This window comes from Stenotrophomonas sp. 62841_Sma, from assembly GCF_056482945.1.
The window spans coordinates 135,432-147,609 of record NZ_CM151224.1 but is presented as its reverse complement, the minus strand read 5'-3'; the positions used below and the strand labels follow the sequence as shown (position 1 = coordinate 147,609).

The 12,178-nt window shown below is 67.6% G+C and carries 10 protein-coding genes; 2 read left to right on the top strand and 8 right to left on the bottom strand.

Annotation, left to right across the window (positions count from 1 at the left end; genetic code table 11):
• Window positions 1-17: 17 nt before the first annotated feature.
• From ACZK5G_RS00615 to ACZK5G_RS00585, 7 genes are all read right to left on the bottom strand, one after another.
• Window positions 18-587 (bottom strand): superoxide dismutase family protein, encoded by a 570-nt coding sequence (locus tag ACZK5G_RS00615; RefSeq protein WP_004134573.1) that lies wholly within the window; start codon window positions 585-587, stop codon window positions 18-20.
• 93 nt (window positions 588-680) lie between these two features.
• Window positions 681-2,129, bottom strand: a complete 1,449-nt coding sequence (gene ntrC / locus ACZK5G_RS00610) for a nitrogen regulation protein NR(I) (protein WP_478464965.1) — start codon at window positions 2,127-2,129, stop codon at window positions 681-683.
• Complete coding sequence (locus ACZK5G_RS00605; protein ID WP_032130157.1) at window positions 2,122-3,183, bottom strand: two-component system sensor histidine kinase NtrB; 1,062 nt, start codon at window positions 3,181-3,183, stop codon at window positions 2,122-2,124. The genes ntrC and ACZK5G_RS00605 overlap by 8 nt, the downstream gene beginning before the upstream one ends.
• A gap of 115 nt (window positions 3,184-3,298) precedes the next feature.
• Window positions 3,299-5,344, bottom strand: a complete 2,046-nt coding sequence (locus ACZK5G_RS00600; protein ID WP_478464964.1) for a TonB-dependent receptor — start codon at window positions 5,342-5,344, stop codon at window positions 3,299-3,301.
• A gap of 105 nt (window positions 5,345-5,449) precedes the next feature.
• Window positions 5,450-5,764, bottom strand: coding sequence for a hypothetical protein (locus ACZK5G_RS00595; protein WP_032130155.1), 315 nt, complete (start codon window positions 5,762-5,764; stop codon window positions 5,450-5,452).
• An 84-nt stretch (window positions 5,765-5,848) separates the two neighbouring features.
• Window positions 5,849-7,024 (bottom strand): murein transglycosylase A, encoded by a 1,176-nt coding sequence (mltA, locus tag ACZK5G_RS00590; protein ID WP_478464962.1) that lies wholly within the window; start codon window positions 7,022-7,024, stop codon window positions 5,849-5,851.
• A 65-nt stretch (window positions 7,025-7,089) separates the two neighbouring features.
• The gene (locus tag ACZK5G_RS00585) at window positions 7,090-8,601 is read right to left on the bottom strand and encodes an alpha/beta hydrolase (RefSeq protein ID WP_478464960.1); all 1,512 of its coding nucleotides are present in this window, start codon (window positions 8,599-8,601) and stop codon (window positions 7,090-7,092) included.
• Window positions 8,602-8,728: 127 nt separating this feature from the next.
• On the opposite strand from ACZK5G_RS00585, the gene ACZK5G_RS00580 reads away from it, so the two are divergent.
• Both ACZK5G_RS00580 and ACZK5G_RS00575 read left to right on the top strand, forming a co-directional pair.
• Window positions 8,729-10,438, top strand: a complete 1,710-nt coding sequence (locus ACZK5G_RS00580; protein WP_478464959.1) for a histidine kinase — start codon at window positions 8,729-8,731, stop codon at window positions 10,436-10,438.
• A complete protein-coding gene (locus ACZK5G_RS00575) occupies window positions 10,426-11,127 on the top strand; it encodes a LytR/AlgR family response regulator transcription factor (RefSeq protein WP_346487194.1) in 702 nt (233 codons plus the stop codon). Before ACZK5G_RS00580 ends, ACZK5G_RS00575 begins: the two co-directional genes overlap by 13 nt.
• Window positions 11,128-11,215: 88 nt before the next feature.
• On the opposite strand, the gene ACZK5G_RS00570 is transcribed toward ACZK5G_RS00575, so the two are convergent.
• The gene (locus tag ACZK5G_RS00570; RefSeq protein ID WP_180844558.1) at window positions 11,216-11,962 is read right to left on the bottom strand and encodes an N-acetylmuramoyl-L-alanine amidase; all 747 of its coding nucleotides are present in this window, start codon (window positions 11,960-11,962) and stop codon (window positions 11,216-11,218) included.
• Window positions 11,963-12,178 lie beyond the last annotated feature (216 nt).

Genomic DNA, 12,178 nt, shown 5'->3' with positions numbered 1-12,178 from the left:
GATGATGCCTGCAGTGATCAGCGGACAACCCGGATCACGCCACAGGCGATGCGGACGCCGGCATTGCCGGCGGGCTGGCTGCGATAGTCGTCGGCGTTGGCATGCACGACCAGTGCACGTCCGGCGATATCGGTGGCGGCGCCTCCGCCAAGGGTAACGCCCTTGAGGTGGATATCGACGTTGGCGCGGCCCTGGGCGTCGGCACGCAGATTGTCCATGTCGCCCAGGTGGTGCTTGCCGGTGCCGGCGCGGCCATGCGCAGCGCCACCGGGGTTGAAGTGATTGCCGGCACTGCTGGCATCCACCGCGCTGCAGTCACCGCGCTCGTGGATGTGGAAACCGGCCTGCTGCATCGGCTGCAGGCCACCGATCAGCCCGGTGATGTGGATGCCACCGGGCTCCACCATCAGCGCGATGCGGCCACTGACGATGCTGGCCGAGGCCGGCGACAGATTGGCCTCGGCCTGCTTGGCGGCGCTGACCACGGTCGGCGGTGGCGGGGTGGGCTCGGCCTTCTTCGGCGCACTGCCACAGGCAGACAGCAGCGCGGCGGCGGACAACGGCAGGATGGCAAAGGACAGACGCATCGAAGACTCCTTGCAGGTGACACTACGGACGGCATCGTCCATGAACGATCAACGGTTCGGCAAGCGGGCGCGAGGATCGCGTGCAGGGACCGTTCAATGGCCCCCGCGACGGCGCCCGGCGCCCAGCTTGCGGGTAAGGGTATTGCGGCCAAGGCCCAGGCGGGCCGCGGCTTCGGCACGGCGGCCATGGGTGATCTGCAGCGCCGCCTCCAGCAGGGCATGGTCGACCCGCTCTCGCACCTGCGCGTGCAGCCCTTCCACGCCTTCGGCCAGCTGACGGCGTGCCCATTCGGCCAGCAGCGCCTCCCACTGCCCCGGATCGGCGTTGGTGGTGCTGCTGCGACGACCGCGCGTACGGTTGAGCGCGGTATCGACGTCGGCCACGCCAATGGTGTCAGCGGCGGCCAGCGCCGCCATCCGCCAGCACACGTTTTCCAGTTCGCGCACGTTGCCCGGCCAGTCGTGTTCGCGCAGCGCCTGCAGTGCGGCAGCGGTCAGGCGCTTCGGCGGCGTATCCAGCTTGCGTGCGGCGGCGCCCAGGAACGTACTTGCCAGTTGTGCGATGTCCTCGCGACGCTCGCGCAGCGGCGGCAGCTGCAGGCGCACCACATCCAGGCGGTGCAGCAGATCGGCGCGGAACCTGCCCTGCGCGACCAGTCCTTCCAGGTCCTGGTGGGTGGCGGCAATCACCCGCACGTCGACGCGGATCAACTCGCGACCACCGACGCGGAAGAACTCGCCCTGTGCCAGCACGCGCAACAGACGGGTCTGCAGCGGCAACGGCATATCGCCTATTTCATCGAGGAACAGCGTGCCGCCGTTGGCCTGCTCAAAGCGACCGATATGGCGGCGCTGGGCACCGGTGAAGGCGCCGGCTTCGTGGCCGAACAACTCGCTTTCCAGCAGCTCGGACGGGATTGCAGCAGTATTGAGCGCGACGAACGGCCCCTGCGCGCGCGGCGATTCGCGATGAAGCGCATTGGCCACCAGCTCCTTGCCTGTGCCGGTTTCGCCGGTGATCAGCACCGCCAGCGGCGCCTGCGCCAGGCGGCCGATGGCACGGAACAGCGCGCGCATCGGCGGGGTATCGCCCACCAGTTGCGGCGGCTGGTCGCCATGCGCTTCCGCCGCAGGTGTGGGCGCCGCCAGTGCCGGTGCAACGGCCGGCAGCACACGCTGCGCCAGCGCCACGGCGTCGTCCAGATCGAACGGCTTGGACAGGAATTCATGCGCGCCACCGCGGAACGCACCGGCCGTGCTGGCCACGTCGGTGTAGGCCGACATCACCACCACCGGCAGCTGCGGCAGCGCGGCCTTGAGCTTGTCCAACAGCACCAGGCCATCGTCACCCGGCATGCGCACATCGGTGAACAGCAGCGCCGGCGGCGGGCCTTCGCTCAACGCCTGCAGGGCGGGAGCGGCGCTGTCGAAGTCGACAACCTGGTAGCCCGCCTCGCGCAGCGCGGTGCACAGCACGAAGCGCACGGCGCGGTCGTCGTCGACCACCCAGATGCGTTGTGCGGGAATGGAGGCGTCAGACATCACGCGGGGCCTCCTCGGCCGGGGCGGCGCCGCTGATGATCGGCAGCAGCAGGGTGAACACGGTATGGCCCGGGCGCGAGCGGTAGGTCAGCGTACCGCGGTGTTCGCGCGCGACCTGCTGCGCCAGCGCCAGGCCCAGGCCAGTGCCTTCGGCGCGACCACTGACCAGCGGCAGGAACAGATGCTCGGCCAGCTCCTCGGGCACGCCACGGCCGTCGTCGGCAATCTCCAGGCGCAGCGCCAGCGTGTGCAGCTGCTCGGCGATGCGTACACCGTGTTCTACGCGGGTACGCAGGGTGATGTTGCCGGCGCCGGCCTGGATCGCGTTGCGCACCAGGTTCCACACCGCCTGGGTGAGACGGTCGGCGTCGCCGTGGAATTCGGGAATGCTGGGGTCGTAGTCGCGCTGCAGGCGTACCGCCCAGCCGGCCTCGTTCTCGGCCAGGCGCAGCACGCGTTCCAGCGCGGCGTGGATGTTCAGTTCGGCATGCGGTGCGGCCGGGGCCGGCGACAGCAGCTGGTCGAGCAGGCCGTTGAGGCGCTCGATCTCGGACCCGATCAATTCGATCAGCTCACGTTCGCTGGCATCGCGTTGGGCCGCGCGGCGGGCCAGCAGCTGGGCCGCGCCCTTCAGCCCGGCCAGTGGGTTGCGCAGCTCGTGGGCCAGTCCCTTCAGCGCCGCACTGAGCGCGCTGGGCAGGGCCTGGGTCGGGTCGAGCCCGGGGAATTCATCAACCGGATGCGCCTCCAGCAGCCAACCGCCATCGTCGCGGCGGCTCATCCAGCCCTCGGCGAAGCGCGGGGCCTCGCCGGGCACCGCCAGCGCCAACCGGTTCAGGCGCAGGCTGTCGCGCTCATCGCGGGCCAGGAAATGGGCCAGTGCCTCGCCCTGCACTTCCAGTGCGGCCAGCGGCCGCCCCAGCAGGCGCCGGACGCTGACGCCCAGCCAGCGGGCGAAGGCCGGGTTGCAGCCGGCAATGCAGCCATCGGCCCCGGCCCAGGCCAACGGCGTGCCCAGGGCATCGAGGGACGGCGGGGGTGCGGGGTCGGACATTGCACCAATGTAGTGCAAAACGCGCGTCCGGGGTCGGATCCCTTTCCGTCAGGAAAGGGCCCTGACCACTGCCGCTGGGCGAGCAAGCTCGCCCACTACCGGATACGTGAGCGGGTCACAGTTTCATATTGAGGCCGACGAACACGCTACGGCCAGGGGCCGGCGAAAACATCGGGCGAGCGCTGTCCCAGAAGAAGCTGTCGTACCAGGCGTAGGCGTACTGGCGTCCGGTAACGTTCTTCAGCTGCAGGTCCACGCTCCAGCGTGGGTTGATCTGATAGGCCGCGCTGAGGTCGAGCACGGCAAAGCCACCGAACTTTCCGGCCACATTGCGCTCCTCAAGGTAGTAGTCGCCCTGCGCGCGTGCCTGCAGGCCGAGGCGAAGCGCGTCGCTGGCGCGGTAATCCGCCCCCAGGTTGCTGATGTATCGCGGGGTGGCGGCCACTTCGCGGCCCTGCAGGGAAATGCTGGCGTCGCGGTCGTCGCGGGTGATCTTCGCTTCCTGGTAGGCGTGCGACGCCCATACCGTCCAGTCGTCGCCCAGCTGCAGGCTCAACTGCGCATCCACGCCGCGTCGGCGGGTCTTGCCCAAGGTGACCGTGGTACCGGTGGCCGGCATGTTGGACACCTCGTTTTCCGCATCCTGCTGCCATACCGCCAGACGTGCCTGGCTGCCCGCGAACGGCTGGAACTTCAGGCCCAGCTCCATGCCGGTGTTGGTGGACGGATGCATCGGCGCCTGGCCCGGGGCGAGGTAAGCCGGCGCGGTGGATCCAGTGAGCACCTGGAAGGTGCGGCCCCAGTTTGCGTAGACGTGGGTGTTCTCGCCCAGGCTGTGGATGACGCTCAGTTTGGGCTGGCCGATGCTGCCGTAATCCTGCAGCCGAGCGCTGAGGCCGTTCATCAGGTGGGTACGGCCACTGAAGCGGTCCACACGGTAGGCCGGCACGATCTTCCACGCCTCGACGGGCTGGTAGATGGCCTGCACGTAGGCGCCCCAGTTGTCGAAGCTGTGGCGGTCGTTGTTCTGCACCCGTGTCGGGGCACGGCTGAAGTCGGTGGGTTCGGCGTAGGCGTAGCGATCGCGGAGGTAGCTGTTGTCCTGCTGCTCGTAGTTCAAGCCGCCCTCGACGGTAAGCGCGGGGCTGGCCTGCCAGGTGAGCGTGCTGAGCAGGCCGGTCTGCCGCTCATCCCACACGCGGCGCTGGCGCGGCAGGTTGCCGGTGGGCAGGTCGCTGAAGGTCACGCGGCGGTCGTCTTCGTAGCGGTTGTAATAGAGCCGCGTGCCGAAGGTGAGCCTCTCGGACAGTTTCATATCCAGGTGCGCGGCAATCTGGCGCATGTCGCGGTCATCGCCATCGTTTCCGTTGCGCAGGTCGCTGCCGCGGCGATGCGTGCGCAGTTCGTCGGCGGTCATGAAGCCGGGTTCTTCGGCTTCGTGGTGGTATGCACGCGCGGTCAGGCCCACGCGCAGGCCCTCGTCCAGCGAGCCGTAGAACCACTTGCCGCCCAGCGAATATTTCTTCGAGGTGTCGTGGTCGCGGTAGCCATCGCTGGCCTGGGTGCCGACGAAATAGTTCTGTGCGACGCCATTGGCTTCACGGCCTACCGCCAGCTGCGCATCACGGGTGTTGTAGCTGCCGTAGGCCAGCCGCGCATCGGTATAGCTGCCGCCCTGGCGCGTGCCGAAGTTCACGTTGCCGCCGATGTTGTGCAAGCCATAGCGCGGATCGTTGGTACCGCGCACTACTTCGATGTAGCTGATTTCCAGCGGGAACAGCATGTCGATGAAGCGCTGGTTGCCGCTGTTGACGTTGCTGGGGATGCCATCGATCAGCGTCTTGATGGCATTGAGGTAGCCCTCACCGTTGAAGGCGCGGAAGCTGACCTTGCCCGATTCGGCACCCTGCCGGGTTTCGGTGAGCTGGATGCCGGGCATCTGCCCGAGCAGTTCCCAGCTGTGCGAGACGTTTCGGTCTTCGATCTGGTCCGCGCCCAGCACGTCCACCGAGGTCAGCACCTGGTGCGCGCTCAGCTGGCCCTCCCCGTGCTGGTGTACCTGCACCCTGCCGAGGGTGAGTGCGGCGTCCGCCGATTGTGCGAGTGCTTCAGGGGCGAACGGAGCCGCCGCGAGGGTGGCCACCAGCGTGGAGGTTTTCATGGGGGTGGACGGGCGCAGATGAAATGTAATTATATAACATTACATGCGTCTGCCATGTGGAGTCGAGCCATGCTCGACTCTACAAAAACGGGGTGGAGCGGTGGCTTACACCGGGTAGCCGGTGGCCTCCCGGGCCTTCTTCCAGGCACTTTCGAATTCGCGCGCGGAGATTTCGTCGTCTTCGTCGAAATCCAGGAACGACACCGGCTGGTCGGCCAGCAGGAAGCGGTCATCGCTGTGGGCATGCTCGTCGGCCCAGACCATCTTGGTGCCGTAGATCTCCACCTGGCGCACGATCTTCTCGCCACGGGCTTCCATCAGCACGTTGCCCTTGCCCAGGCCCGATTCGGCCCAGTGCTTGTAGTACTTCTTTGCGGCGGATTTCGCGCCGGGTTTTGCGTTGTGCTTTGCGTAGGTCATTGCAGAGGTCCTGGCCGCAGGCGCGGTCGGAAAGTTCGGAATGGCGCCATTATCGCCCGACCTCGCAGCGCGCAGGTGAGTGCTTCACCGGGCCGACGCAGGCAGCGCCACGCCCTTCGGCCACAGCATCCAGATGTTGCCCTTCTGCTTCATGTCGCCGGCCAGCTTGCCTGCGGCATCGCCACTGCCCCAGTACAGGTCCGCGCGTACTTCACCGGCAATCGCGCCGCCGGTGTCCTGTGCGGCCACCGGGCGCACCACCGGGCTGCCGTCCGGGCGCGTGGTGGACAGCCACAGCAGGCTGCCCAGCGGCACCACGCTGCGATCCACTGCGACGCTGTAGCCGGCGGTGAGCGGCACGTTCAGTGAACCGCGTGGACCCTCCGGGCTGTCCGGGTTGCGCACGAAGAACACGTAGCTGGGGTTGCTGCGCAGCAGTTCCGGCACGCGCGCGGGATTGGCCCGGGCCCAGGCGCGGATCGCATCCATGGTGACGTCTTCCTTCTTCAGCTGGCCCTGGTCGACCAGCCAGCGACCGATCGCGCGGTAGGGGTGGCCGTTCTGCTCGGCATAGGCCAGCCGTACCTGCGTGCCGTCGCCCAGGCGCACCCGGCCCGACCCCTGGATCTGCAGCAGCTGCAGGTCCATCGGGTCGGTCAGCCAGGCCAGTACCGGCGCCTTGGCGCCCTTGGCCGCGATGGTGCCGGCGTCGTCATAGGGCTTGAGCACCTTGCCCTCGACGCGCCCGCGCAGGCGCTTGCCCTTCAATTCCGGGTAGACGCTGTCCAGCTGCACCACGATCAGATCATTCGGCGTGCCGTACACCGGTACGGTGGCAGCAGCCGTGCGGGTGAGGCTGCCGGGGTAGATCGGCTCGTAGTAGCCGGTAATCAGCCCGTCGGCCTGGTGGCCGCCGGCACGCAATGCATAGACATCCAAATCGCGCTGAAGGAACTGGCGGATCGCCGCCGGGTCCTTGTCCGAAACCGTCGCGGCGGTGGCGCAGGGTTTGGCCCAGACCGCATCGTTCTTCAGGCGGGTGCAGCTGCTGCGCCAGGCGACGAAACCGGCCTGCAGGTCGCTGTCGGAGACCGGTGGCAGTGCGCTCCATGCGGCCTTGGCATAGGTGGCCGCGGGCGGCGTGACCGGCGTCGGCACTTCGGTTCCGGTGCGGGGAGCGGTGGTGGAGCAGCCGGCGAGCACGGCCAGCGCAACAAGGCCCAAGCTCGTGCGGTTCAGGGGGGCAATGATGTCTTTCATTGCCCCAATGTAGAGGAAACAGCACGGTGCCGGACGCGCCGGGTGCCCGGCACCACGCTCTCCCTTCAGCGTCCGCCACTGCCCAGCAGGCCACTGTTGCTGGTGGCGAACACCGGCGGCGGTACGTCCAGCTCGGCATCGTTCACGATGCGACCGGCCAGGAAGTCGACGATGCTGCGGGCAATGGCAGGATTGCCGGTCCACAGCTCGTGGTGATGGCTGGCGTTGCGCACCAGCAGCGAGCGGCCATGGCTGAAGCCTGGACGCAGCGCATCGGCGTTGGCCGGTGGCGTGCGCCCATCCAGCGTGCCGCTGATGAACAGCACCGGCACGTCGCTGCGCAGCGGCCCGCGGAAGGATTCGCCCAGATCGGCCAGGCCCAGGCCGTTGCCGATGGCAGGGAACGGGAAGTTCAGGGCGTCGCCGAACAGGCTTTCGCGTGCCTGCGCCTCCACCCGCGCCAGACGCTGCGGGCTCTGCCCGGAAGCCACGTCCATGGCCAGCCCCATCGCCGGGTACTGGGCGAACTGTGCGCGCACGATCAGCACCAGATCGGCCAGCGGGTCGTAGTTGCCGCGCTCGGCCTCGCGGAGTATCAACGGCAGCCACTGCTGGGTATGCCGCTGGCCAAGAGTATTGGCAATCAGGATCTGCGCATCGAATTCACCGATGGTCACCTGGCGACCGTCATGCATGCGGCTGCGACCCTGTCGCGGCTGCTCACGCAATGCCTGCAGCACGCGCTTTGCCGATCCGGCCAGATCATCGAAGCCGTCCCTGCGGGCCAGTGGCGTCAGTTCCTGTAGCAGCGCATCGCTGCTGAGCGGCAGCTTCAGTGTGTCATCGGGGCCTTCGGTGCCCATCAGCACGACGCGTTCCAGATCTTTGCCGTGCAGGCGCACCGTCGCAAGCGCCAGGTGGGTGCCGTAGCTCATGCCCCACAAGCTGATCCTGGGCACACCCAGTGCGCGCCGCAGATCATCCAGGTCATCGGCACTCTCGGCGGTCGTATAGGCGCCCAGATCGACGCCAGCCTGACGCCAGAATTCCACGCACTTGGCAGCCGTCGCCTGCAATGCGGCCAGGGCCGCATCGCGCTGCAGTGGTTGGCCATCGTCGAAGCGGGTTTCATGCGGACACTCCGGCGGTGGTTCAGACAGACCGGCACCTCGCTGGTCGAGCAGCAGCACGTCGGCTTCGCGTCGGACCTGGTCGAACACCGGCCAGCGCGGGCCGCGCGCGGTATCGATGCCGGAACCACCCGGGCCACCGGCCAGATAAACCACGGGGGCGCTGCGGCCATCGCCGCCGGTTGCACGCAGGCGTACCACCTTCAGCCCCATGCGCGGTCCGTCCGGCTCGCTGTGTCGGCGCGGCACTTCCAGCACGGCGATCTCTGCAGGGATGGCGCCATGTGCTCTGGTCTGCAGCGTGTACGGCTCGAACACCAATGCCCTAGGCGTGGCCTGCGCCGGCATGGCCGCAGCAAGCGCCAGACAGAACGTGGCCACCGTGGCGACCAGGGCAGAGCGACGAGGATGGGGACTGCTGGACGATGTGCAGGCGTTGCGGCTCATGGTGGGCTCCAAAGGAGGGACGTGCGCGGTCAGCATCGGCTCGATCACAGGGCTGTGGGGGCACCCGCCTGCCGAACGTCTCCAAAAGGCGGTCCAATGGCTCCACGCAACCGATACGATGGCCGCCATGCAGATCCCACGTACCCTGGCTGTTCTTGCTCTGCTGCTTGCGGCGGTGGCCGCATGGCTGGTCGTGTCGACGCCACCCGCCGGCGTGGTATTCGTGCAGGGGGCGCAGATGGCACCTGCGGACGCCGGGGCATCCAGCCCCCTGCCTGCGCGGCCGCCGCAGGACCTGGCCTGGCGTCCGCTGGATCAGCAGCTGCTGGCGCAGTGGCGCGGCCCGTACTGGCTGCGCTGGCAGGTGCCGGCGCCAACCGGCACCGACGATCATGACCGCACGTTGCGGCTGTCGCTGCGCGCTGCCAGCCAGCTGTACTGGAACGGCACGCCCTGGATCAGCAATGGCGTCGTGGGCCGCACCGCTGAAGAAGAACAACCAGGACGCATCGACCTTGTCCACGTGCTTCCCCCCGCTTCTGGCAATGCCACCGATGAGCTGGTCGTGCTTGCATCCAGCCAGCGACAACATTTCACCCTGCATGGCGCCGACGCGATGGCACTGATCGCGCCCGCAGCTGTGCTGTATGGCCAGATCATCCTGCCATGGCTGGTTGCGGCCTTCGCCATCGGCGCACTGGCGGCAGCCAGCCTGTATTTCCTGGCGGTACTGCGTGGCCAGACCCGCACGCCCGGCGCTCGCCTTCTGCTGGCACTGGGCGTGGTGGGACTGGCGTTGCCTGCAGTGGAAGCGTGGCGCTCCCTGCTGGGGTATGACTACCCGTGGCATGTCCCGCGCCTGATTGCACTGCTGGCATTGCACGTAGCCGCGGCCATGCTCCTGCCAGCCTATCTGGCGCGGCGATTCCAGGTGGCGGTTCCGCGTGCCGGGTGCTTCGTCTATCTGTCCGTGATCGCGGTGCTCGCCATCGTCCTGCCTGGCTTTGACACCCGCTCGGCGGCAGTGCTCTTGTTGAGCCTGCTCGCTTCGGCATCGCTGCTGCTGCGTGCGCGCGGCGACACAGAGGATCGATGGCCGATCCTGGTCCTGCTGCTGGCCGGCCTGCTGGCGTTGCTGGTCGCGCGCGGCGCTTTCCTTGACGGACCGTACTTCCTGCTGCTGGCGGTACTGATGGTGTTCCTGCTGCTGCGTCACGCGGTACAACTGCAGGCACTGGACCGGCACAACGCGTTGTTGCGTGAAGAGCGCGCACGGCTTTCATTGCAGCTGTTGCAGCGAGGCATCCAGCCACATTGGCTGATGAACACCCTCACAAGTCTGCAGGAACTGATCGAGCAGGCACCTTCGCGTGCCAGCCGCCTGGTGGAGTCATTGGCCGATCAGTTCGATCGGCTGCGTGACAGCAGCAGCCGGCAGAGCATTCCGTTGCAGGACGAGCTGGCCCTGTGCCGCAGCCATCTGGACATCGTTGGCCAGGCACTGGGCCAGCCCCTGGTGCTGGACGTGGATGGCGAGGATGCGCCGCTGTTGCTGCCGCCCGGCATCCTGCATGCACAGGTGGAAAACGCGCTGACGCATGCCGGTGCGCTGGCATGCGCGCAGCACCCGTTCCGTCTGCGCGTGCAGCGCGGCGGTGGACGCTGGGTGCTGGAACTGCACAGCGCGCACGGCTCATCCTCGCATCGCGGTCGCGGCACGGGCACGCGCTACATCGAAGCCAGTCTGGCGGCCGCCAGCCCCGGCGGATGGAGCTTCGTGCAAGGCATCGACGGCAACCAATGGTGCGGACGGATCGAACTGACATGCGCATCCTGATCGTTGAAGACGAACCGCTGGTACGCCAACGTCTGCAGCGGCTGTGCGCCGAGCTGGCAGGAACGCGCGCACGCTTCGATGCCGTGGCCGATCTGGAGGCAGCCGGCGACCGCCTGCAGCGCAATGTCTACGACGGCCTGCTGCTGGACCTCAACCTTGGGGGCGAGGACGGCTTCGAACTGCTGCGGCGTGCGGTAGCCGGCCGCTACCAGTGCGTAGTGGTGTCGGCCCACCGTGATCGTGCGCTGCAGGCATTTGAACACGGTGTACTCGACTTCGTTCCCAAGCCCTTTTCGCGCGAACGCCTTGGTCAGGCGCTGGAACGCTTGTTCGATACCAGCGGTATGCGTTCAGGCCGGGCACGCTACCTGGGCATCTGGCGTGCGCAGGGAACGGCAACCGTCGAGCTCTCGGAGGTGATGTGGATCGCGGCAGATGGCGACTACAGCCAGGTGCGCATGCGCGATGGCCGCAGCGAGCTGCATGACAAATCCCTGACTGCACTGGCCTCGGTACTGCCTCAGGATTTCGTCCGCTGCCATCGATCGCACCTGGTCAACCTGCGGCACGTGCGTACGTTGCATGCGGGTTCCGGCAGCCGCTACTGGCTGGTGCTGAGCGACGGTAGCGAGCTGGTTGTTGGCCGCGCGCACATCGTGGCGCTACGCGATGCGCTGGGACTGGGGTGATCGCCAGAGGATGACAGGCATGGTCTGGCACTACCGGGGAGCGGGAACGGCATGGAGATGCCTGCGCTGCGAACGCGCCAGGCATGGTTCACGGCGTCTGCAGCAGCAGGGAATGCAGGATGCGGGCGTCTTCAGCATCCAGTGTCTTCGGCAGGTCGTCGCGGCCACGGAAACGGCGGTGGAAGGCAGCGACGGCGGCGTCCCGGTTGTCGAGCGGATAGCCGAAGCGGGCCAGCGCACTCCACGCGTCGAAGCCTTCCGGCGCCGCACCGTCGGCAGCGCGCGGCCAGACGCCGAATCCAGCCTCGGCCAGCTGCTGCCACGGGAAAAAGCGGCTCGGGTCCTGCTTGCGTGTCGGCGCCAGGTCGGCATGGCCAATCACCTGCCGCGGCGGAATGTTCAGGCGGGCGGTGAGATCGCGCAGCAGCACGATCAGCGATTCGATCTGCGCCGCACTGAACGGGCTGCGGCCATCGTTGTCGAGCTCGATGCCGATCGATGCCGAGTTGAGGTCGGTGATAGTGCCCCAACGCCCGGCGCCGGCGTGCCAGGCGCGGCGCTCATCGGCAACCAACTGATAGCGATGGCCATCGGCACCGATCAGGTAGTGCGCGCTGACCGGTCCACCGCTGTTGGCCGTGCGCAACGTACGCAGGCTCTGCTGCACCGACTTCTGCTCGGTGTGATGGATGACGATGATGACGGGCGTGCGCGCGTTCTGGTTGGGTGACGGCACCCAGGTGGCGAGCGGGTTGCGGGTTTCCTGCGGCGCGGAGGCACAGGCGGCCAGCAGCAGGCAGGCCGAGAGCATCAGGGCGGTGCGGATCGGGTGCATGGCCCGATTGTGCGCGATCAGGCGCGATGATGCATGCTGCCGTGCCGAGCAAGCTTGGCACCCACCAGAGAGGATGCGGTAGATCCACGCCATGCGTGGATGGTCTACCCGCTGTGCCGACCAAGTGGTCGGCACCCACCAGAGCAGACCCAGACCCAGTGCCAAGCAAGCTTGGCACCTACCAGACCGGTAGAAGTGCCGACCAACGGTCGGCAC